The organism is Kitasatospora sp. NPDC018058, from assembly GCF_044327205.1.
GTDB lineage: Bacteria > Actinomycetota > Actinomycetes > Streptomycetales > Streptomycetaceae > Kitasatospora.
Genome location: NZ_JBIRFA010000018.1, coordinates 1 through 20153, shown reverse-complemented (window position 1 = coordinate 20153; position 20153 = coordinate 1). Strand labels below are relative to the sequence as shown.

Sequence of the window (20153 nt, the reverse complement as noted above, 5' to 3'; positions counted from 1 at the left end):
ATGGTGCCTCCGCTCCGCACGGCAGCACGGTGTTGTGGCTCGCTGGGGTCCTGTCGGACCGCGGGGCCATGCCTTGTCCGATCACAGCCGAATGCCGGCCCAGCCGCCTCGGCCTGCCCGACGAGCCCCCGAACCACACGGTTCGGGGGCCCGTCGCGTGCAGGGTGCCATTGACAGGGGTCTCCAGCGGCGGAATGCTAAGCAAGCGCTTAGTCACTCAGGATCCCGAGGAGTCGCCCGATGCCCGAGACGCCCGCCGACCCGCCCGGCCTGGATCTGGCTCGCCTCCGCACCCACCTTGGCCGCGAGCTGCCCGGTACCGTCCAGGGCCCGCTGCGGGCCGACCTCATCGAGGGGGGCCGCTCCAACCTCACCTACGTCCTCACCGACGGCGTCTCCCGCTGGGTCCTCCGTCGCCCCCCGCTCGGGCACGTCCTCGCCACCGCCCACGACATGGGCCGCGAGTACCGCGTCATGTCGGCCCTGCGCGGCACCGGCGTACCTGTTCCCCGGATGCTGCTGATCGACCAGAGCGAAGACGTGCTCGGCGCGTCCTGGTGCCTCATGGAGCACGTCGCCGGCGCCGCGCACCGGGACGTCCACACCCTGGCCGAGCTCGGCGAGGACCGGGTGCGAGCGCTCGGCCGCCGCCTGGTCGAGACCCTCGCCACCCTGCACCGGATCGACGCCGCCACCGTCGGCCTCGCCGACTTCGGACACCCCGACGGCTACCTGGAGCGCCAGCTGCGCCGCTGGTCCAAGCAGCTCGCCGCCTCCCGCAGCCGCGACCTGCCCGAGCTCGACCGGCTGCACGCCCTGCTCGTCGAGCGACTGCCGACCTCGCCCGCGACCGCCCTGGTGCACGGCGACTACCGGCTGGACAATGTCCTGGTCGACGACAACGACACGATCACGGCGGTCCTCGACTGGGAGATGTCCACCCTCGGGGACCCGCTCACCGACATCGGCCTGCTGGTCATGTACACCGAGCTCGCCGGCGTCGGCGGCGGCATCATCCCCTCGGCCATGACCGCCCCGGGCTTCCCGAAGCCCGACGAAATCGTCTCCCTCTACGCCGAGTTGACCGGCCGGCAAGCCGCCGACCTGGACTGGTACGTGGCCTTCGCGTCCTTCAAGCTCGCCGCCGTCGCCGAGGGCATCCACTTCCGCTTCCAGCAGGGCCGCACCCTCGGCGCGGGGTTCGAGCGCGCGGGTGAGATGGCCCCGATCCTCGCCCGGCACGGCCTGAGCACCCTCAAGGAGAGCTGAGAACTGATGGATTTCGCCTACGACGCCCGGACGAACGAACTCCGCGAGCAGCTGCTCGTCTTCATGGACGAGCACGTCTACCCGGCCGAGGCCGTCCTCGCCGAGCAGCTGGCCGACCCGGCCCGCGAGCCCTGGGTCGTCCCGCCGGTGATCGCCGACCTCAAGGTCGAGGCCCGCAAGCAGGGCCTGTGGAACCTGTTCTTTGTGGACAAGCACAGCATCCCCGGTGAGCACGGCGCCGGGCTGACCAACCTCCAGTACGCCCCGCTGGCCGAAATCACCGGCCGCAGCCCCCAGTTGGCCCCGCCCGCGCTCAACTGCGCGGCGCCCGACACCGGCAACATGGAGTTGCTCGCCGAGTTCGGCAGCGCCGAGCAGAAGGAGCGCTGGCTGCGCCCGCTGCTGGACGCCGAGATCCGCTCCGCCTTCGCGATGACCGAGCCGGAGGTGGCCTCCTCGGACGCCACCAACGTCGCCACCCGGATCGTCCGCGACGGCGACGAGTACGTGATCAACGGCCGCAAGTGGTACATCACCGGGGCGATGAACCCGGACTGCAAGCTGATCATCGTGATGGGCAAGACCGACCCCACCGCCGAACCGCACCGCCAGCAGAGCATGATCCTCGTCCCGCGCGACACCCCGGGCGTCACCTTCAAGCGCGGCATGACGGTCTTCGGCTACGACGACTCCGACCACGGCGGCCACGCCGAAGTGCTCTTCGAGGACGTCCGGGTGCCGGTGGAAAACCTGATCGGCGAGGAGGGCACCGGCTTCGCCATCGCCCAGGCCCGGCTCGGGCCCGGCCGGATCCACCACTGCATGCGCGCCATCGGGATGGCCGAGCGGGCGCTGGAGCTGATGTGCCGCCGAACCGGCGCGCGGGTCGCCTTCGGCCGTCCGCTGTCCGACCAGGGCGTGATCCAGGACTGGATCGCGGAATCCCGGGTCCGCATCGAGCAGTTGCGGCTGCTGGTGCTCAAGACCGCCTGGCTGATGGACACCGTCGGCAACCGCGGCGCCCACACCGAGATCCAGGCCATCAAGATCGCCACCCCGACCACGGTCGAGTGGATCCTCGACAAGGCCGTCCAGGCCCACGGCGCCGGCGGCACCGGCCAGGACACCCCGCTCGCCCAGCTCTGGGCCGGCGTCCGCAGCCTGCGCCTCGCCGACGGGCCGGACGAGGTGCACAAGCGCTCGCTGGCCCGCCGGGAGCTCAAGAAGTACCGCTAGGGCGCGGAAGGGCCCGGCCCGGGCACCAACGGCAACGGATGTCATACCTGGGTACTCATGGGTGAGTTGGCTCCCCGGTATGACGGCTTCGGCCCGTCCCCGCCCGTAGCGTCTCCTTCGTCAACGGATCAGAACGAGGAGGCGGCAATGGGCAGGCGTGGACGGGCCGTGGCGGCGGTACTGCTGGCGGCGACGGCGGCCCTGGGCGTGGCGGGCGCGCCCGGGGCGGTGGCGGCACCCGAGGCCACCGGCGGCCAGCGGCAGGCCACGGCGTGGCTGCCGCGGCCGACCGGGCCGTACCCGATCGGCACCACCTCGTTGCACCTGACCGACCAGGACCGGGAGTACCCGCTGAAGCCGGGGAAGCCCCGCGAACTGATGATCAGCTTCTGGTACCCGACCGCCCGCCCGGCCACCGGCGGCGACCGCGCCCGCTACATGGAGCCCGCCGCGGCCGCGCACTTCGGCAGCGCCGAGAGCGTCGGCCGGGCGAACTACGGCTTCGAAGCCGGCCGCACCGACTGGGCGGACGTCCGCACCCACGCCCGCGCCGACGCGCCCGCCCTCCCCGGCGGCAAGCGCCCCGTCGTGCTGTACTCGCCCGGCCTCGGCGACCCGCGCACCTGGGGCACGGCCCTGGTCGAGGACCTCGCCTCGCGCGGCTATGTGGTCGTCACCGTCGACCACACCTGGGAGGCCTCCGAGGTCCAGTTCCCGGGCGGCGACCTGGCCACCTCCGTCTTCCCCGAGCTGATGGGCAAGCCCGACCTCGACATCGGGGCGGTGCTGCGCACCTCGCTGCAGACCCGCGTCGACGACACCCGCTTCGTGCTGGACCGGCTCGCCGGGCTGCGCCGCGACCGGAGCCTGCCGGCCGGGCTCGCCGACTCGCTCGACCTCGACCGGATCGGCATGGTCGGCCACTCGGCGGGCGGCTTCACCGCCCTGCAGACCATGCACGACGACCCGCGGATCGCGGCCGGGATCAACCTGGACGGGCAGCTGCACTTCCCCGGGCCGGACGGCAGGAACGGTGTCTTCCTGCCCAGCGTCGCGAAGGACGGTCTGGACCGGCCCTTCCTGCTGATGGGCACCCGGAGCGACGACTCCGGCAGCTACCACCAGCAGCCCGGCTGGGACGCCCTGTGGCAGCACAGCACCGGCTGGCACGCCGACCTGACCATGGACGGCTCCCGGCACGGGTCGTACACCGACGCGCAGTCCCTGCTCCCGCAGCTCGCCCGGCAGGGCGCCGTCAGCCCGGAGAAGCTGGCCGAGGACGTCGGCGACGTCCGACCCGACCGCGCCGAGCTGGCCACCCGCAGCTACGTCGCCTCCTTCTTCGACCGCTGGCTGCGCGGCCACGACGACCACCTGCTGGACGGCCCCTCGGCGCGCTTCCCGGAGATGGTGTACGAGCGCTAGTGGGCTTCTGCTGGGACGCGACTTCTGGCCCGAGATCACAACAGCGGGTGGCCACCGATCCGCTACGCGCGTTGAACTGACGGAACCCTTTCGATTCGGTTCACGTCATGGACCTCGGAGGACATGCAGTTGTCATCGGGGGGAGTGGTCGTTGATGGACTTCAAGGCGCGTATGGGAAGGGGCAACCGTTCGCGGGTGGCCGTCGCCGCAGCGGTCGTCGCCGTGGCGGCGACCGCCTGGGCGGTTCCGACGGTCGCCGGGTCGATTTCCGCCCACCATCAGAACGTCGCACATGAGGGGGACGCGACCGCGGACGGCGCCCAGGGCAACGGTGGCGGCACGCAGCAGGGGCACATACCGGACGGCATAGCCCACGCCTCCGAGGCCGGAGGCAACGCCGTCAACATCACCATCGACGACGGCCCTGACCCCGTCTGGACCCCGAAGGTCCTCGATGTGCTCAAGGAGTACGGCGTGAAGGCGACGTTCTGCATGATCGGACCGCAGGCCAAGGCCCACCCCGACCTGGTCAAGCAGGTCATCGCGGCCGGCCACCGGCTCTGCGATCACACCGTGGACCACGACACGTCCATGGACAAGAAGCCCGTCGCCTACCAGGAGAAGGAGATCCTGGACGCGAAGAAGATGATCGAGGAGGCCGCGGGCGGCGGCGCCAAAGTGCTGTACTACCGGGCTCCCGGCGGCTCGTTCACCCCCGACAGTCGACGCATCGCCGCCGCGAACGGCATGCGTCCGCTCGGTTGGAACGTCGACTCGAAGGACTTCACCAAACCCGGGACGGCTGCCATCGTCGACACGGTCAAGAAGGAGATCGGCCTCGGCCCGACCATCCTGTTCCACGACGGCGGCGGCGACCGTCAGCAGACCGTCGAGGCCCTCGGCCAGGTGCTCGGCTGGCTGAAGGAGCAGAACCGCCCCACCGGCTTCCCGGTCCAGACCACCCCGTGACACGCCGTCCGACGGCGATCGGCCGATGGCTACCGGGAACGATGCGAGCCGGACAGGTCGAATCGTCGCAACGGTCCGGCGAAGGCGAGCAGCCGGGTGGCCGGCGCTGAAGACCATCGACCGGGCCGGTCGTGCCCCTGGGGAGGGAGGCGCAGCCGGCCCGGTCGAAACGCGATGAAGGTGAACGTGAAATACCGGATCAGCCTTGGTCCGCCTCGGACAAGGCATCCGCGATCAAGCGCGTGGCGAAGCTGGGGTCGTTGCTGCCGGACACCCGGTTGACGTGTTCCGCGAGCAGGGCGGCCGTGGCCTCCAGGGGATTCATCTCGGCGGCGGTCCACGGGCCGTACTGCGCGCGCCACAGGTTCGGGCTCAGACCGATACCCGCGGCGATGAGCAGGCCGGCCATGGTGGGGATGACCTCGGGGCGGTAGGTCTTGGGCATCATGCGCATCGTGGCCACCAGGGTGGGCACCACGTACTCGACGACGTCCTCGTCGTGCTGCTCGAACGCCGACCGCAGCCAGCTCATGTGCATGTAGATGAGCGTGCACGTACCGTCCAGGAGCTCGCTGAGCCCGGCAGCACCCATGGACGCGGCGAACTGGTCGACCATCCGCCGCTGTTCCGGGTCCGTTTTGCTTCTGCGGTCGTTGACGGCCTTGAGCCGGGAGTCGATCATCATGAGCGCTGCGCTCACATCGCCGGCGGGGGCGTACTGAGGGTCACAGGGCGATGACATGGGACTCCTTCTCGAGCGGATACGATACGTAGCGCGACATGTTCGCAGGGTAGTCGGTCCGATCGGATGGCGTCCGGCGAATCTGATGGACAGTCATGCGATGAGTCATGCGATGGTGGCGCGTGGAAGTCCCCGGCGAGGCCCACGGTGCCATGGCGCGGCCCTGCGCGGGAAGTCGGCCGGCCGACTTCCCGCGCAGGGCGCGGCGGAGGGGTATCAGGCGAGCGCCAGGCTGATCTGGTCGTTGAAGACCACCCAGTGCTGCCCGGGGTCGGTGACGTTGCACGGCTTCGTGCCGACGTTCGGGGTCTGCCAGGCGTTGGCGAGGCAGTAGGACGGGGCGAAGGTGAGGGAGATCTGCTCGCCCTCGATGGTCCAGTACTGCCCCTGGTCATTGGGGTTGCACGGCTTCACCGAGACGCTCTGGGTGCCCCAGCTGTTGGCGAGGCAGTAGCCCCGCGCGTTGCTGAGGGAGATCTGCTCGCCCGAGACGGTCCAGTGCTGGCCGTGGTCGCCGGAGTTGCACAGCTTCGTGGAGACGCCCGGAGTCTGCCAGGTGTTGGCGAGGCAGTAGAGGCCCGGGGTGCGCGTGGCCGGGTGGGCGGTGTCGGCTGCCCCCGCCTGGCCGGCGGGCAGGAAGGAGGCCGTCAGCGCCAACGTGGCGAGGGCGAGCGTCTTGCGGATGGCGATTGCCATGAGGCAGTTCCGTTCTAGCTGCGGGCCGTGCGGTTGGCGCACGACCATGGTGTGGTGTCACAGCTCAGGCCTGAGTGCATGGCAATTGGAGCATTGCTCGTCGGCGAACTAATGGCGCCGTGCGGTGCATTCATCCGAACGGGCCATCATGGGCGATCTGGCGTTTATCAAGTGGAGTGCCCCAGGTCACCGCCATCGTCGGAACGGCCCCGGGCCGCTACCGCTCCGGTCGCCAGAGCGCCGCCCACGCATCTCGGCCATCGGCTTGACCATGCGAGGCCTCGCCGGTCACGGAGCTAGCGAAGCTCAGAGCCCGGGTTGGCCTCGTCCCAGGCTCGGCGCGAGTCGACGATCGCGTCGTGGTGGTCGTAGGACCAGTCCGCCATCGCCCGCACCAGGTGGGTCAGGCTGTGCCCGAGCGGCGTCAGCTCGTACTCGACCTGCGGGGGGACGGTCGGGTGGACGGTCCGCGACACCAGGCCGTCACGTTCCAGCCGGCGCACCGTCAGGGTCAGCATCCGCTGGGAGATCCCCGGCAGTGCCCGTTGCAGCTCGCGGAACCGTCGTACGCCCTGGGCGAGTTCGACCACGGCCAGCACCGACCACTTGTCGCCGAGCCGGTTCAGCAGGTCGCGGATCCCGCAGTCCACGCCGTCCTCGCACCAGACGACGGGACGGGGGGTGGTTACCGCGGTGTGCCCTACTGACATGGAAGTGCCTCCTTACGCCCGGCGCCCAGGCTATCGAGGATGGTCGCGTAGCCAACGGCCTATCATCCCTGGAGGGGAACCATGCTGCTCATCACCGGTGTCAACGGAGGGCTCGGCGCCCTCGTGCTGGAGCGCCTCGCCGGGCGCGGGGGCGTCGTCGCCGGGAGCCGGACGCCCGAGCAGGTGCCAGCCGAAATCCCTTGCCGCCTGGTGGACTTCGACCGGCCGGAGACCCTGGCGGAGGCCTTCGTCGGGGTGACGACCCTGCTGCTGATCTCGGCCGGTGCCGCCGAGGACGACGTGGTGGTCGCCCGGCACGGTGCGGCGATCGAGGCGGCGGAGAAGGCGGGCGTCGAGCACGTCGTCTACACCAGCCTCTGCGGCGACGGGGACCACCTGCCGTACGCCCTCGCGCACCGCTGGACCGAGCGCCGACTGCGCGAATCCGCCTCGCTGCGCTGGACGGTGCTGCGCAACGGCCTCTACGCGGAGCTCCTGGCCGCGATCGCCACGCCCGGCCCGGACGGGGTGATCACCGCGCCGCTCGGCGACGGGCGGCTGGCGGCGGTGGCCCGGGCGGACCTCGCCGAGGTGGCGGTGAACGTCGCCCTGGCGCCGGCCGCGCACGTGGGCCGGATGTACGAGCTGGTGGGGGAGCGGGCGTTGGGCGGCGCGGAGGTGGCCGAGGTGCTCGGCGCCGAGTACCGCCCGGGTCGGCTGGGCGAGGCCCGGGCGGCGGTGGCGGCCTCGGACGCGCCGGACCTCCAGGTGCCGATGGTGGTGGGCACCTACTCGGCGATCGCACACGGCTTCCTGGCCGGGCCGGGCGGGCCGGGCGACCTGGCGGCGCTGCTCGGCCGCCCGCCCCGCCCGGCCCTGGAGGTCATCGCGGGGCGCTGACCTCGGCGGCGGCTTTCGCGACCCAGTCGGGCAGCGGTTCGCGACAGGCCAGCCAGACCTGGGGCACCCGCGCCAGTCCGGTGCGGGCCGCCACCACGCCGCCGGTGATGGCGCAGGTGGTGTCCACGTCGCCGAGGCCCTCGGCGGTGGTCCACAGCGCGTCGGTCAGGCTGTCCAGGTGGTGCGCGGCGGACCACAGGGCGAAGGGGACGGTGTCGCCGGCCATGATCCGCTGTCCGTTGCCGAGGAGGTCGGCGGCCCGCCAGGGTTCGGTGTCCGCGGGCAGCTCGGCGGCGCGGTGCAGCCCGTCGCGGACGGCGCCGGCGGGAGTGCGGTCGGCCACCGCTGCCAGCAGCTCGGTGCCGGCGGGTGCGGGGCCGGTGCGGCCACGGGCGGCGAGGGCCGCCGCCAGGGCGACGGCGACCGCCCCGGCCACGCCCTGAGGGTGTGCGTGGGTGACCTCGGCGGACAGCGCCGCCTGCTCCGCCGCCTCGTCGAGGTCCGCGCAGAACCAGGCACCCAGCGGTGCCACCCGCATGGCCGCACCGTTGCCGAGGCTGCCCTGACCGTCGAACAGGTCGCGCGCCGCGGTGCGCCAATTCCCGGGCTGTTCGGCCAGCTTGGGCAGCAGCAGGTGCATGCCGTACCCGTAGCCGCGGCCCTGGTCGGCCAGGTAGGAGGCCCCGAAGGCCTTGGCGAGGCTCTCCTGGTGCACCGCGTCGAAGGCGGTGAGGACCCCGTACACCGACAGCGCCATCGCGGTGTCGTCGGTCCAGTGCCAGGGCCCTTCCTGGGGCGTGCGCCGGGCCCGGATCTGGTCGAACGCCTCCCGGGGCGTCCGGAAGAGGGGAAACCAGCGCTCCCCGAATCCGTCCCCGAGGGCCAGGCCCTCCAATGAGTCGCGAGCGGCGGAGAACGATGTCATCCCGGCATCCTGGCAGGAGCCGACGCCCTCGCGCAGCGGGATTTCCGGCGGTGTCAGGACGGCTGGGCGGTGCGCTGGGCCTCGATCCGGGCGTGGGCGTCCGGCCAGGGGAGGGGGAGCTGTTCGGTCGGGACCTCCCAGAAGGTGAAGGTGGAGTCCGGCATGGTGGCCCGCAGACCTTTCACGACGCTGCGGTGGGGTTCGGCGGCCGCGAAGGCGTTCAGCGCCTCGCGGCTCTCCCAGGCGGACAGGGTGTAGAAGGTCCGCTTGAGCGGCCGGGCGATCAGCGAGGCGCCCAGGGCGCCGGGCGCGGTGCGCAGTTGGCGCCAGATGGCGAGCGACTTGAGGAAGAAGCGCGGGACGTCGGTCAGCGACCGGACCTCGAAGCGGGAGGCCATGACGACCGCGTCGGTGCCGGGGGTGGCGGGGTTCGGGGTGATCCAGGGCAGCGTGGGCATGGCTGAGCTCCTCGTCGGCCGGCGGCGCCATATTGGGTAGCGGCACTATCTATGTTAGACAGTGCTGGTATCCAAAAGCCAGACGAAAGCGCCGGACAAAGGCGCCGGACAAAGGCGCCGGACGAAAGCCCCGGACGAAAGAGAGGGTGGGAGTGCGCATCTCCGAACTGAGCCGCCGCAGTGGGGTCCCGACCGCGACCATCAAGTACTACCTGCGGGAGGGGCTGCTGTCGCCCGGCCGTGCCACCGCGGCCACCCAGGCCGAGTACGACGAGAGCCACCTGCGCCGGCTGCGCCTGGTGCGTGCGCTGATCGGGGTGCGCGGGCTGAGCGTGAGCGCCACCCGCGAGGTGCTCGGCGCGGTGGCCGCCCACGCGGGGGAGCGGCACCAGGTGCTCGGCCTGGTGCTCGGCGCGCGCCCCGTGGACGAGGAGGCGGAACCGGCCCCCGCGCCCGGGGCCGCCGAGGTGGACGCCCTGATCGGCGAACTCGGCTGGGAGGTCTCCGAGCGCGCGCCCGCCCGGGCCGTGCTCGGCGAGACCCTGGAGACCCTGCGCTCGCTCGGAGCGGAGGTCTCCCGGGGCACCCTGCGGGGGTACGCCGAGCTGGCCGAGCGGACCGCGGTTCTCGACCTCGACCAGCTCGACCCCCGCGCCGACCCGCTGGAGCAGGCGGAGCACGCCCTGTTGCGGACCGTCCTGATGGAACCGGCCCTGCTGGCGTTGCGGCGGCTGGCCCAGGAGAACGAGTCCGCCCGCCGCAACGCCTGAACCCGACGGGCCTACTCGCCGAGGACGGCGATCCGGCCGGTGCTCAGCCCGTCGGCGACCCGCTGGACGGCCTCCGCGGCGCCCGCCAGCGGCACCCGGGCGCTGACCAGCGGCCGGACCACGCCCTGCTCGGCGAGCTTGGTCAGCTCGTCGTGCGCGGAGCGGACGGCGCGCGGGTCGTGGGTGTTGTAGAGGCCCCAGTGCAGGCCCAGGATCGAGTAGTTCTTCACCAGGGCGTGGTTGAGCGCCGGCGCCGGGATCTTTCCGGCGGCGAAGCCGACCACCACGATCCGGCCCTCGAAGGCGACACACTTGGCGGAGCCGGTGTAGGCGTCGCCGCCGACCGGGTCGAAGACCACGTCCGCGCCGCGCCCGCCGGTGGCCTGCTTGACGGCGGCGACGAAGTCCTCGGCCGTCCGGTCCACCACCAGGTCGGCGCCCAGCGAGCGTGCCGTGTCCGCCTTCGCCGCGCCGCCGACCACGGCGATCACCCGGGCGCCGGCGGCCCGGCCGAGCTGGACCGCCGCGCTGCCGACCCCGCCGGCCGCCGCGTGCACCAGCAGGGTCTCCCCGGCCCGCAGCCGCGCCCGGCGGTGCAGCGCGAACCAGGCGGTCTGGTAGCCGATGTGCAGTGCGGCCGCCTCGGCGTCGTCCAGCGCCGCGGGCGCCGGGAACGCGGCCTCGGCGTCCAGCAGCGCGTACTCGGCGAAGGCGCCGTGCGGCAGCACCGGATTGCCGATCACCCGCTCGCCCCGCCGGGAGCCGTCCGCGACCTCGCCGCACAGCTCCACGCCGGGCGTGAACGGCAGCGGCGGGCGGACCTGGTAGTGCCCGCGCACCATCAGCGCGTCCGGGAAGTTCACCGCCGCCGCCCTGACCCGGACCAGCAGCCGGCCCGGCCCTGGCACCGGCCGCGGCACGTCCCCGGCGAGGCGCATCACCGCGGCCGGCTCGCCGAGCTCACCCACCTGCCAGGCCCTCACAGCGCCTCGCTCCTCTCCAGCCCCTGCTGGAGCCGGTTCATCCCGGCGATCCAGCGCTCCGGCTCGGTGGCCCGGACGCGGTAGTACTCGGCGACCTCGGGGTGCGGCAGGATCAGGAAGCGTTCGTGGCGCAGCGCGTCCATCACCTCCTCGGCGACGTCCTCCGGGTCCAGCGCGGTCGGCGCGAGCAGTGCCTCGCCGACCGGGCCGGTCGAGGTCAGCATGTCGGTGCGCACGCCCTGCGGACAGAGTGCGTGCACCTTGACGCCCCGGTGGCGGTAGGTGGCGGAGAGCCACTCGGCGAAGGCGAGCGCGCCGTGCTTGCTGACCGCGTACGGGGCCGAGCCGAGCATGGTGAGCAGCCCGGCCGCGGAGACGGTGGCCACGAAGCGGCCGTTGCCGCGCTCCAGCCAGCGGGGGAGCAGCAGTTCGGCGGCCCGGACGTGCGCCATCACGTTGACCTCCCAGGCGCTCGCCCAGGACGCGGCGGAGGCGTCGGCGCCGCCGACCGGGGCGACGCCCGCGTTGGCGCACCACACGTCGATCTCGCCGAGTTCGACGCGGGCCCGGCCGACCAGGGTGGCCAGGCCGGTGGCGGAGGCGGCGTCCCCGGGCAGGGCGGTGCCGCCGCACTCCTCGGCGACCTTGCGGGCGGCCTCGGCGTCCAGGTCGTTGACCACCACCCGGGCACCGGCCTCGGCGAAGGCCCTGGCCAGGGCGGCGCCGATGCCCCGGCCGGCGCCGGTCACCACCACGCCCTGGCCTTCGAGCGGATTCGTCACAGGCCACCGCCGAGGGTGACGCCGCCGTCCACCACGAGGGTCTGGCCGGTGATCCAGCCGGCGTCGGACGAGAGCAGGAAGGCGACCGCGCCCGCGATGTCCTCGGGGACGCCGAGCCGGCCCAGCGGGTAGGCCTTGGAGACCTCGTCCTCCCGGCCCTCGTACAGGGCCTCGGCGAACTTGGTCTTGACCACGGCGGGGGCGACGGCGTTGACCCGGACGCCCTGCGGGCCCAGCTCGGCGCCGAGCTCGACGGTCAGCCGGATCAGCGCGGCCTTGCTGACGCCGTACATGCCGATCCCGGCGGAGGAGCGGATGCCGGCGATCGAGGCGACGTTCACGACCGCGCCGCCGTGCTCGCCCATCCATGCGGCGTGCGCCCGGCGGGTCCAGGCCAGCGGACCGAGCACATTGACGGCCATGATCTTGGCGGCGGCCGCGTCCTCGGTCTCCAGCGTCGGCCCGTAGATCGGGTTGATGCCGGTGTTGTTGACCAGATGGTCGAGCCGGCCGAACGCCTCCAGGGTGCGGGCGATCGCCTCCTCCTGGTGGGCCGGGTCGTCGGCCTTGCCCGCGACGGCTATCGCGTTCTCCGGGCCGCCCAGATCGCGGACGGCCTCGGCGAGCGGCTCCGGGTTGCGGGCGGTGAGGCAGACCTTGGCGCCGCGATCGACCAGCTCGCGGGCGATGCCGAGGCCGATGCCCCGGCTCGATCCGGTGACGACGGCCACCTGGCCCTTGAAGGAGTGCACCACGGAGGGTCCTGCCTTTCGCGCGAGGATCCTGAATCCTGAATCCCGGATCCTGGGGACGGTCGCTGACTAAGCGCTTGCTCAGCATGCTGTCGGTGCGGGAGCCTGTCAACAGTCGGCGGACGCGGCAGCCCGACGGTCCACCGGCCCGACGGTCCACCGCCGACGGCCCGCCGAACGGTCGGCGGGAATGCCTGTGCGAGTTCTCTGGGAGGATGACGCCATGACCAGCACGCCCATCGCCGACCTCTGGCCGACCCTGCCCGGCGCCGACACCCGCCCCGAGGCGGCGTACCGGCTGCTCCAGGCGGCCGTCGAGTCGTTCGCGGAGCGCGGCTTCCACGCCACCACCACCCGGGACATCGCCACCGCCGCCGGGATGAGCCCGGCCGCGCTGTACATCCACTACCAGTCCAAGGCCGCTCTGCTCGCCGAGATCAGCCAGGCCGGGCACGCCGCCACCCTCGCCCTGGTCCGGGCGGCGGCGGCCGGGGACGGCGGCCCGGCCGAGCGGATGCGGCGCCTGGTCGACCAGTTCACCGTCTGGCACGCCCGGGCCCGGACCGTCGGCCGGGTGGTCAACTACGAGCTGCACGCGCTTCCCGAGGACGCCTACGCGGTCGTCGCGGCGCTGCGCCTGGACATCGAGCGCGAGGTCAGCGCGCTGATCGAGGAGGGCGTGACGGCGGGCGAGTTCCAGGTCTCGGAGGTGCGCACCGCGGCCCGCGCCGTCACCTCGCTGGGCATCGACGTCTCCCGCTGGTACACCGAACGCTCCTCCGAGAGCCCGGAGGAACTCGGCCGCCGCTACGGCGAGTTGGTACTGCGGATGCTCGGCGCCCGGGTCTGACCCGGGCCCGCTCCGGGCTCGGGCCCACCCCGCCCTTGACCTGCCCCGGAGGGTGCGAGGAGACTCGTGTACGAAGTACGTGTGCCTCGTAGGCGTACAGTGCCGACCCGCGGCCCGCGGTCGACACCGCGGTCCCGCTCGGCGCACTCCCACCGCGGTCCCGACACCGCGGATCGAAGCGGAGAACCCCTCCCGCGGCGACCACGCCACCGACCGGCGGCGCCGACGGGAGCACACCCTCGACCCGGGCCGGACCGGCCGGGTCGTGCCGCCGCCACCGCGCGTCGGCACGGGGACGGCGCGTGCCGCGCGTCGCGGCGCGACCCGGGCGGTTGGAGGAGGGAGGCGCAGTGATGCCCTTCCCGCAATCGAGTCCGGTCTCGCCCCGCTTCTGGCTGGAGACCGTCCTCGGAGCCCTGTCCGGGCTGTTGTTCCTGATCACCGTGGTGTGGCCGGCGTGGATCGAGACCGTGTTCGGCCTCGACCCCGATGCCGGCAACGGAGCCGCCGAGTGGCTGGTCGTCGCGGCGACGGCCGTCGTCACCGCGGTCTGCGCGCTCGGCGCGCGGATCGAGTGGCGCCGGACGCACCCGTCCTCGGCCCGTGCCGCGCGGTGACGGGATCGGAGGATCGTCATGACAGACACGACTCCCGCCGCCGCATCCGACCAGCTCACCGAACTCGTCCGGCAGGCGCCGTTGAGCTTCCTGGGCACGGTCACCCGGATCGGCGGCACCTCGCTCGCCGCCTTCCCCGCCGACGCCCGCAACGAGCGGACGACCGTGGTCCGGGTGGACCGCGTGCTGCACGCGCCGGACGCCTTCCGGCATCTCGCGGGCAGTGAGGTCACCGTCCAACTGGCACCCGAAGCCGACCTGTTGAAGGTCGGCGACACGGCTGCCCTCTTCACCCGGGGCCTCGTCTACGGTGAGAGCCTCGGATTGACGGAGGTGGGCCGACTGCCCGCCGAGGCCGTCCAAACGCACGTCTCGCTCGCGGCGACCACCGCCGACGACATGCCCTTCTCCTCGGTGCAGCGCAAGATCCGGAACCAGGAGATCGCCGCACACGCGGAGGAGGCGGACGCGGTGGTGGTCGGCACCGTGGTCGGCCTGGAGGACCTCGGCCTGCCGGCGTACTCCGAGCACGCCCCGTACTGGTGGCGTGCCACGTTGGACGTCTCGCACGTCGAGGCCGGTCGAGTCGACGCCGGGCGGACCGACTTCATCTACCCGGGCAGCGGGGACGTCCGCTGGCGTCACGTCCCCAAGCCGACGGCCGGGCAGGTGGGTCTGTGGCTGCTGCACGCCACGCTGGACGGCCTGGCCGCGCAGGCCCCGTACCGACTGCTCCATCCCGACGACTACCAGCCGGTGCAGAAGCTCGCTGCGCTGCGGGAACGGAGGTGAGCCGACATGGCCACCATCAAGGTCGTCGACATCACCCCCAAGGCGAAGAGCGGCGACGCGAACCTGGACGGTGAGCCCAACCTCGCGGTCAATCCGGAGAATCCGCTGCAGATGGTCGCGACCGCCTTCACCCCCGGCCCGCTGAACGAGCCGTTCGCCCCGGTCTACGTCTCGACCGACGGCGGGGACACCTGGGTGCTGAACAACGTGGTCCCGGGCAACGCCGGCGACACCGGCACCGGGGACATCAGCGTCGGCTTCGCCGCGCGGGGCGGCACGCTCTACACGGGCATCCTCAACGGCGACACCGATGATCTGCAGATCCTGCGCGCGCCGGACATCACCTCGGTCACGCCGATGGAGGTGCTGGCGGACGTGCCCGCGCAGGACCAACCGGACCAGCCCTGGGTGGTCACGGGCCCCGCCGTCGCGGGCGGCGCCGGCCAGGACGTCGTGTACGTCGGCAACAACGTCATCGGAAACCGGCCCCGGACCGCCATAGTCACGGTCTCGGCCAACGCCCGTACGGGCTCGGGCGGTTTCACCGACGCCCATGTCGACCGGCGCCCCGGCACGGCGTCGAACGACGGGCCGCCGGTCCGGCTTGCCGCGCACCCCGACGGGACGGTCTACACCGCGTTCGAGAGCTGGACCCGGACACAGGGTTCGCTCGTCACCTTCGACGTCGTGGTGACCCGCGACGACAAGGGTGGCCTCGGCCAGAACCCGTTCGAGGACCTCCGGGACTCGACCGACGGCGCCATCGGCCAGCGGGTGGTCAGTGGGCGGACCGTGCGGTTCGACTCGCATGCGAAGACGCTGGGCCAGGAGCGCACCGGTGCGGACCTGTCGATCGCGGTCGACCCCGAGGACTCCAACAGCGTGTGGATCGCCTGGTGCGACGCCGTCGGTGGAACCCTCCCGACCGACTACGTCCTGCACGTCCAGCACTCGACCGACCGGGGGCAGAGCTGGTCCCCCGCCCGCGCGGACCTCATCGACGGCAAGAACCCTTCGCTGGCGGTCAACTCCGACGGGCTGGTCGGGTTGGTCTACCAGCAACTCGCCGACAACCAGTGGACGACGGCGCTGGAGCTGACCTCGGACGGCTTCACGACCGTGGTGACCAACATCCTGCATCAGGCCCCCGGCGACGTGCCGTCGGCCGGGCCGCACCACTTGCCGTACCTGGGCGACTACATCCGGATGCTCACGGTCGGAAAGGACTTCTACGGCGTCTTCGTGGGCAACAACACGCCGGACCGGGCCAACTTCCCGGTCGGCGTGACGTACCAGCGCAACGCCAACTTCACGACCCACCAACTGTTCGCTCTGGACGGTGTCACCCAGGTGCAGGTGTCCCTCGACCCGTTCTTCTTCCACTGGGCCGCCTGAGCGCAGCAGTCCGGGCGCCCGCCACGACCGTTCGTGGCGGGCGCCCTGCTGTCGGGCACTGTGGCTTGTGGGTGGTTCGGGCGGTGGACGACGGATCGCCCGTAGGGGCGAGGCCGCGTGGACGGCGGGGCGTCGGTCATACGTCCCGGAGTCGACCTGACGGCAACTCTCGGACGCGGGAGGCCATGCGGCAGTCGGCCGCACGCCGCCCGCAAGCCCGGACCATCAGGCCGGGCCGTGTCGACGGACGACATGACGGAACCCCCGGCACGGGCCGCCGACTGGCGACCGCGCCGCGCGGGACCGCGGCGGCGAAGCGGTCACGGGTGCCGACATCGGCCCGGGCGGCGCCGTTCGTCTGAGCGGATATGTCCGACGCGTACCTCGTATACCTCAGGATGTGCCGCCGCCGTAGAACGCGTCAAGAGGTGGAGCGGGTATCCCGTTCAGCAGGCTGTCGAGGCCGGCGAGCATCTCGCGCTCGTCGTCGAAGTCGGCGAAGCGGGGCACTAGGGCGCGCAGCCGGGGGTACTCCGCGGCGGGCAGCCGGTGCAGGCCCAGCCGCAGCATGGGGTCCGGCTCGTCCGGGTTGTCGACGACCTGACGCTTGTCCACCAGCGTGCAGCCGAGGTTCCACGCGACGAAGGTGCGGTAGGCGGTCAGTGTGGTGGCGTCGTCGAAGCCGGCCCGCCCGAGCACCGAGAGGATGTGCTCGGTGAGTTCGAGCACCGGTGCGGGCCGGCGGGCCATCGGGACGGTGAGCGGGCGGGTCGCCACCAGCGGCAGGATCTCGGGGTGGGCGTGCGCGGCGGCGGCGAAGGCCCGGGCGATCCGGTGCAGTTCCAGGCGCCACTCGGGTTCCTGGGGGGCGGTGTGGGCGCTGGTCCGCAGCCGGGCGTTGACCTCGGCGAAGTAGGCCTCGATCAGGCCGTCGAGCACGCCCTCCTTGCCCGGGGTGTAGCGGTACAGGGCCATCGACTCGACCCCGAGCTCGGCCGCCAGTCTGCGCATGGTCAGCGCGGCCAGGCCCTCGCGGTCGACCAGCGCCACGGCGGCGTCGAGCACCAGCGGCCGACTCAGGCGTCCCCGTTTCTCGGGGCCGTCCCGCTCAACCATGTCCGCGCTCCTCCGGGTCGGTGCCAACCCCGTCGGCCGTGCCTGGGCCGGTCGGGCGGATAGGCAGGCAACGCAGCGGATACAAAACCAGGATACAAGGTATGAATCGGGCGCAAACAGGCGGTGACCGGGGCGTGGTCGGTGACGGAGCGCAATCAGCGGTGGCGGTGGTCGGCGGTGGCGCTGGTCGGCGGCGGCGCCCTGGGGCGGGTCCGGTCGGTCACGGGTTCAGCCGAGCAGCAGCCGGACGGCGAGCCCGCCGACCAGCGCGGCCGAGCCGAGGGCGGTGAGCAGGCGGCCGCCGGGACCGGTGAGCGCCCGGCCGAGCAGTGCGCCGCCGGAGGCGAGCAGCAGTTGCCAGCTGGCGGAGGCCGCGAAGGCGGCGGCGGTGAAGACGGCCCGGGCGAGGGGGCCCGAGACGGTGCCGTGCTGGCCGCTGCCCAGTACCAGGGCGGCGAAGTAGAGCACGGTCAGCGGGTTCAGCAAGGTGATCCCGAGCAGGGTGAGGTAGGCCCGGAGGGGCCCGGGCGGCGCCTCGGCGGCCAGGGTGGCGGCCGTACGGCGGCTGCGCAGGGCGGTGACGGCGGTCCGGACGGCGAGGGCCAGCAGCACCAGGGCCGAGGCGAGCTGCAGCGGCCGGGCCACCGGTGCGAGCAGCGGCGCCAGGCCGGTGCCGCCGGCGGCCGCGAGCAGCGCGTACAGCCCGTCGGCGGTGGCCACGCCGAGGGCGGCGCAGGCGCCGGTGCGCAGCGAGGTGCGCGCGGTGAGCGATACCAGGTAGGCCCCGACGGCCCCCACCGGTACGGCGACGCCGTATCCGGCGAGCAGCCCCGCGACCAGCGCGGCGCTCACGCGTGGGCGCGGTCGGGCCTCCGGGGACGGCCGGGCTGCTGCTGGGTCGGGGCGGGAAGGGCGGCGGTCACGGTCAGCGGGCGGGCGGGGGTGTCGGTCATGGGCCGATGGTGGGGGCCGGTGCGACACCCCCGCAACCGGTTTTCCGGCGCTGCCGGGTAGCGTGGGGAGCTCCGGTGGTCACCGTTCCGAGGAGAGCCGATGAGTATTCAGAACGACCCCGTGCGCGACCTGTTGGCCGAATCCTGGGCTTCCTGGGGGGAGCGCGGCGCGGCCCTGGACGCCGAGGACTGGGGCCGGGCCACCCGGCTGACCGATTGGACCGTCCGGGAGCTGTACGCCCATGTGGCGCCGGTGCCGGAGATGTTCACCGGGTTGCGCGCGGCCGTGCAGGACGGGCCGGCCGAGGTGAGCAGCGGGGCCGGCATCCTGCGGGCGTACAACCGACCGGGCGGGATCGCCCACACCGCCGCCGGGCAGATCGCCGAGACGGCCAAGCAGACGGCCGAGGCGGCCGAACCGGCTGTGCTGATCGCTCGGTTCGGCGTCGAGGGTCCGGCCGCCCTGGCCGGGCTCGCGGACCTGCCACCCGACACGGTGGTGGCGCACCCGCTGCTCGGCAGTGTCACGGTGGGGGCGCTGGGCGAGGTGGCGCTGATGGAGGCGACCGTCCACCTGCTCGACCTGATCGCGGCGGTCGGCGGTCCGGCGCCGGCCGCGGGGGCGCTGAACTTCACCCGGGACCTGCTGGCGGAGGTCGCCGATCCGGTGGCCTTCATCGAGGTGGCGGCGGGCCGCAGTTCGGCGCCGGTGCTGCCGGTGATCCGCTGACCCCCGGCGGCGGCCGTTCGTGCTGGTCAGTCGTATGATCTGCGCCAGGAATCGGTAGCAGTGGGGGGCGTCAGTGGATTCGTTGTGGAACCTGTGGTGGTTGGTGCCCGCCGTGCTCTACGGCAGTGGGTCGGTCACCGCGAAGGTCCGTCGGTCCCTGAAGGTCCGCCACGAGCGCAAGTTGGAGCTGCTCGACGCCGCCCAGCGCCGGCAGCTCGCCCTGGAGGCGGCCAGCCGCCCGCCGGAGCCGGTCTGCGGCTGCACCCACCACCTGGCCAAGCACGACAAGCAGGGCCGCTGCCACGAGGTGGTCGAGACGCCCACCGCCTGGGACGCCGACCGCCGGCCGCTGAGCTACGAGCCGCGGCCCTGCAACTGCCAGCAGTACGTGGGCCCCGAGCCGTTGGGCACGGTGTTCGCCCCGGAGCTGGTCGACCCGCGCTGAGCGTCGCGCCGGGCGGCTCCCCGCACCCACCGGGGTGCGGGGAGCCGCTTCGGTTTTGCGGCCGAACGAGAGGGCGGCGCCGGCCGAGTACGAGCGACGCGGCGGCCGAGTGTGAGTCTTCAGCCGAGTGCGAGTGCGCTCAGGCGGTCGGAGGCGCCGTTGAACAGGTCCTGGTCGCCGGGGAACGTGCCGGTGTCGGAGTACTGCCAGAAGGTCTGGTAGCTCCAGCCGTTCGGCAGGGTGCCGACGGTGGAGGAGTAACGGGCGATCCACAGGGGGCTGGTGGCGCCGAAGCCGCCGTAGTCGCCGGTGCAGCTCGACCACCAGTTGGTCGTGGTGTAGATGGTGGGGTAGCGGCCGGTGCGGTAGTGGACGGTGTCGCTGAAGGACCGGATCCAGCTGACCATGGCGCTCTGGCTGAGGCCGTAGCAGGTGGCGCCGTAGGGGTGGTGAACTGTTGACGTCTGACTGTGCGTAAGTGTGCATGAGTGTAATCCAGTTGCATTATGATCGCGTTCATGAATCTGACGGAGTGGGCGCGGGCGCAGGGGATCAGTCCCCATACCGCTTACCGCTGGTTCCGTCAGGGCACTCTGCCGGTTCCGGCTGAGCGGGTGGGGCCGCGCACGATCCTGGT

22 protein-coding genes and 2 pseudogenes are annotated in these 20153 nt (G+C 72.6%); 13 read left to right on the top strand and 11 right to left on the bottom strand.

Annotated features, from left to right (window positions below; translation table 11 throughout):
- The first annotated feature begins 240 nt into the window (after positions 1-240).
- From ACH4E7_RS25050 to ACH4E7_RS25035, 4 genes are all read left to right on the top strand, one after another.
- Positions 241-1269, top strand: coding sequence for a phosphotransferase family protein (locus ACH4E7_RS25050; protein WP_396251273.1), 1029 nt, complete (start codon positions 241-243; stop codon positions 1267-1269).
- Positions 1270-1275: 6 nt separating this feature from the next.
- Positions 1276-2505: an acyl-CoA dehydrogenase family protein gene (locus tag ACH4E7_RS25045; protein WP_396251272.1), complete on the top strand. Its 1230-nt coding sequence runs from the start codon at positions 1276-1278 to the stop codon at positions 2503-2505.
- 147 nt (positions 2506-2652) lie between these two features.
- Positions 2653-3930 (top strand): alpha/beta hydrolase family protein, encoded by a 1278-nt coding sequence (locus ACH4E7_RS25040; protein ID WP_396251271.1) that lies wholly within the window; start codon positions 2653-2655, stop codon positions 3928-3930.
- Between the two features lie 196 nt (positions 3931-4126).
- Positions 4127-4900 (top strand): polysaccharide deacetylase family protein, encoded by a 774-nt coding sequence (locus ACH4E7_RS25035; protein WP_396251270.1) that lies wholly within the window; start codon positions 4127-4129, stop codon positions 4898-4900.
- A 199-nt stretch (positions 4901-5099) separates the two neighbouring features.
- Here the strand turns inward: ACH4E7_RS25035 and ACH4E7_RS25030 are convergent, their stop codons facing one another.
- From ACH4E7_RS25030 to ACH4E7_RS25020, 3 genes are all read right to left on the bottom strand, one after another.
- The gene (locus tag ACH4E7_RS25030) at positions 5100-5642 is read right to left on the bottom strand and encodes a hypothetical protein (RefSeq protein ID WP_396251269.1); all 543 of its coding nucleotides are present in this window, start codon (positions 5640-5642) and stop codon (positions 5100-5102) included.
- A gap of 216 nt (positions 5643-5858) precedes the next feature.
- The gene (locus tag ACH4E7_RS25025) at positions 5859-6338 is read right to left on the bottom strand and encodes a ricin-type beta-trefoil lectin domain protein (RefSeq protein WP_396251268.1); all 480 of its coding nucleotides are present in this window, start codon (positions 6336-6338) and stop codon (positions 5859-5861) included.
- 296 nt (positions 6339-6634) lie between these two features.
- Positions 6635-7048 (bottom strand): winged helix-turn-helix transcriptional regulator, encoded by a 414-nt coding sequence (locus ACH4E7_RS25020; RefSeq protein ID WP_396251267.1) that lies wholly within the window; start codon positions 7046-7048, stop codon positions 6635-6637.
- Between the two features lie 81 nt (positions 7049-7129).
- Here ACH4E7_RS25020 and ACH4E7_RS25015 point away from each other — a divergent pair, with 81 nt between their 5' ends.
- A complete protein-coding gene (locus ACH4E7_RS25015) occupies positions 7130-7948 on the top strand; it encodes an NAD(P)H-binding protein (protein WP_396251266.1) in 819 nt (272 codons plus the stop codon).
- Here the strand turns inward: ACH4E7_RS25015 and ACH4E7_RS25010 are convergent.
- A complete protein-coding gene (locus ACH4E7_RS25010; protein ID WP_396251265.1) occupies positions 7932-8873 on the bottom strand; it encodes an ADP-ribosylglycohydrolase family protein in 942 nt (313 codons plus the stop codon). The genes ACH4E7_RS25015 and ACH4E7_RS25010 overlap by 17 nt on opposite strands.
- Positions 8874-8926: 53 nt before the next feature.
- A complete protein-coding gene (locus ACH4E7_RS25005) occupies positions 8927-9331 on the bottom strand; it encodes a DUF3291 domain-containing protein (protein WP_396251264.1) in 405 nt (134 codons plus the stop codon).
- A gap of 152 nt (positions 9332-9483) precedes the next feature.
- Here ACH4E7_RS25005 and ACH4E7_RS25000 point away from each other — a divergent pair, with 152 nt between their 5' ends.
- Positions 9484-10101, top strand: coding sequence for a MerR family transcriptional regulator (locus ACH4E7_RS25000; RefSeq protein WP_396251263.1), 618 nt, complete (start codon positions 9484-9486; stop codon positions 10099-10101).
- 11 nt (positions 10102-10112) lie between these two features.
- Here the strand turns inward: ACH4E7_RS25000 and ACH4E7_RS24995 are convergent, their stop codons facing one another.
- Genes ACH4E7_RS24995 through ACH4E7_RS24985 form a run of 3 tightly spaced genes read right to left on the bottom strand, consistent with a single transcriptional unit; the run spans position 10113 to position 12621 of the window.
- A complete protein-coding gene (locus ACH4E7_RS24995) occupies positions 10113-11084 on the bottom strand; it encodes an NADPH:quinone oxidoreductase family protein (RefSeq protein WP_396251262.1) in 972 nt (323 codons plus the stop codon).
- The gene (locus ACH4E7_RS24990) at positions 11081-11866 is read right to left on the bottom strand and encodes an SDR family NAD(P)-dependent oxidoreductase (RefSeq protein WP_396251261.1); all 786 of its coding nucleotides are present in this window, start codon (positions 11864-11866) and stop codon (positions 11081-11083) included. Before ACH4E7_RS24990 ends, ACH4E7_RS24995 begins: the two co-directional genes overlap by 4 nt.
- Positions 11863-12621, bottom strand: a complete 759-nt coding sequence (locus ACH4E7_RS24985) for an SDR family oxidoreductase (protein WP_396251260.1) — start codon at positions 12619-12621, stop codon at positions 11863-11865. The genes ACH4E7_RS24990 and ACH4E7_RS24985 overlap by 4 nt, the downstream gene beginning before the upstream one ends.
- A gap of 220 nt (positions 12622-12841) precedes the next feature.
- Here ACH4E7_RS24985 and ACH4E7_RS24980 point away from each other — a divergent pair, with 220 nt between their 5' ends.
- The 4 genes from ACH4E7_RS24980 to ACH4E7_RS24965 all read left to right on the top strand — a co-directional run bounded on the left by ACH4E7_RS24980 (position 12842) and on the right by ACH4E7_RS24965 (position 16272).
- Positions 12842-13468, top strand: a complete 627-nt coding sequence (locus ACH4E7_RS24980; RefSeq protein ID WP_396251259.1) for a TetR/AcrR family transcriptional regulator — start codon at positions 12842-12844, stop codon at positions 13466-13468.
- Positions 13469-13821: 353 nt separating this feature from the next.
- Positions 13822-14085 carry an ABC transporter permease gene (locus tag ACH4E7_RS24975; protein ID WP_396251258.1) on the top strand — a complete coding sequence of 88 codons (264 nt, stop codon included), beginning with the start codon at positions 13822-13824 and terminating at the stop codon, positions 14083-14085.
- 18 nt (positions 14086-14103) lie between these two features.
- A complete protein-coding gene (locus tag ACH4E7_RS24970; RefSeq protein ID WP_396251257.1) occupies positions 14104-14877 on the top strand; it encodes a hypothetical protein in 774 nt (257 codons plus the stop codon).
- 6 nt (positions 14878-14883) lie between these two features.
- Entirely contained in the window at positions 14884-16272 is a 1389-nt protein-coding gene (locus ACH4E7_RS24965) for a hypothetical protein (protein ID WP_396251256.1), read from the top strand.
- Between the two features lie 393 nt (positions 16273-16665).
- On the opposite strand, the gene ACH4E7_RS24960 is transcribed toward ACH4E7_RS24965, so the two are convergent.
- Together ACH4E7_RS24960 and ACH4E7_RS24955 are read right to left on the bottom strand one after the other, a co-directional pair.
- Positions 16666-17388 (bottom strand): TetR/AcrR family transcriptional regulator, encoded by a 723-nt coding sequence (locus tag ACH4E7_RS24960; RefSeq protein WP_396251255.1) that lies wholly within the window; start codon positions 17386-17388, stop codon positions 16666-16668.
- A 228-nt stretch (positions 17389-17616) separates the two neighbouring features.
- The gene (locus tag ACH4E7_RS24955; protein ID WP_396251254.1) at positions 17617-18240 is read right to left on the bottom strand and encodes a LysE family transporter; all 624 of its coding nucleotides are present in this window, start codon (positions 18238-18240) and stop codon (positions 17617-17619) included.
- 201 nt (positions 18241-18441) lie between these two features.
- Between ACH4E7_RS24955 and ACH4E7_RS24950 the strand changes: the two genes are divergently transcribed.
- The gene (locus ACH4E7_RS24950; protein WP_396251253.1) at positions 18442-19071 is read left to right on the top strand and encodes a maleylpyruvate isomerase N-terminal domain-containing protein; all 630 of its coding nucleotides are present in this window, start codon (positions 18442-18444) and stop codon (positions 19069-19071) included.
- A gap of 73 nt (positions 19072-19144) precedes the next feature.
- Positions 19145-19516, top strand: a complete 372-nt coding sequence (locus ACH4E7_RS24945) for a hypothetical protein (protein WP_396251252.1) — start codon at positions 19145-19147, stop codon at positions 19514-19516.
- Between the two features lie 119 nt (positions 19517-19635).
- On the opposite strand, the pseudogene ACH4E7_RS24940 reads toward ACH4E7_RS24945, so the two are convergent.
- Positions 19636-19965 (bottom strand): annotated as a pseudogene (locus tag ACH4E7_RS24940) (GH25 family lysozyme); the annotation flags it as partial.
- A 69-nt stretch (positions 19966-20034) separates the two neighbouring features.
- Here ACH4E7_RS24940 and ACH4E7_RS24935 point away from each other — a divergent pair.
- Positions 20035-20153: pseudogene (locus tag ACH4E7_RS24935) on the top strand (IS607 family transposase); the annotation flags it as partial.

Coding starts and splice junctions, on each gene's coding strand:
- ACH4E7_RS24970 (WP_396251257.1), top strand. CDS start 14,104: ATGACAGACACGACTCCCGCCGCCGCATCCGACCAGCTCACCGAACTC.
- ACH4E7_RS24965 (WP_396251256.1), top strand. CDS start 14,884: ATGGCCACCATCAAGGTCGTCGACATCACCCCCAAGGCGAAGAGCGGC.
- ACH4E7_RS24950 (WP_396251253.1), top strand. CDS start 18,442: ATGAGTATTCAGAACGACCCCGTGCGCGACCTGTTGGCCGAATCCTGG.
- ACH4E7_RS25050 (WP_396251273.1), top strand. CDS start 241: ATGCCCGAGACGCCCGCCGACCCGCCCGGCCTGGATCTGGCTCGCCTC.
- ACH4E7_RS24960 (WP_396251255.1), bottom strand. CDS start 17,388: ATGGTTGAGCGGGACGGCCCCGAGAAACGGGGACGCCTGAGTCGGCCG.
- ACH4E7_RS24980 (WP_396251259.1), top strand. CDS start 12,842: ATGACCAGCACGCCCATCGCCGACCTCTGGCCGACCCTGCCCGGCGCC.
- ACH4E7_RS25020 (WP_396251267.1), bottom strand. CDS start 7,048: ATGTCAGTAGGGCACACCGCGGTAACCACCCCCCGTCCCGTCGTCTGG.
- ACH4E7_RS24975 (WP_396251258.1), top strand. CDS start 13,822: ATGCCCTTCCCGCAATCGAGTCCGGTCTCGCCCCGCTTCTGGCTGGAG.
- ACH4E7_RS25045 (WP_396251272.1), top strand. CDS start 1,276: ATGGATTTCGCCTACGACGCCCGGACGAACGAACTCCGCGAGCAGCTG.
- ACH4E7_RS25040 (WP_396251271.1), top strand. CDS start 2,653: ATGGGCAGGCGTGGACGGGCCGTGGCGGCGGTACTGCTGGCGGCGACG.
- ACH4E7_RS25015 (WP_396251266.1), top strand. CDS start 7,130: ATGCTGCTCATCACCGGTGTCAACGGAGGGCTCGGCGCCCTCGTGCTG.
- ACH4E7_RS25025 (WP_396251268.1), bottom strand. CDS start 6,338: ATGGCAATCGCCATCCGCAAGACGCTCGCCCTCGCCACGTTGGCGCTG.
- ACH4E7_RS25030 (WP_396251269.1), bottom strand. CDS start 5,642: ATGTCATCGCCCTGTGACCCTCAGTACGCCCCCGCCGGCGATGTGAGC.
- ACH4E7_RS25005 (WP_396251264.1), bottom strand. CDS start 9,331: ATGCCCACGCTGCCCTGGATCACCCCGAACCCCGCCACCCCCGGCACC.
- ACH4E7_RS25010 (WP_396251265.1), bottom strand. CDS start 8,873: ATGACATCGTTCTCCGCCGCTCGCGACTCATTGGAGGGCCTGGCCCTC.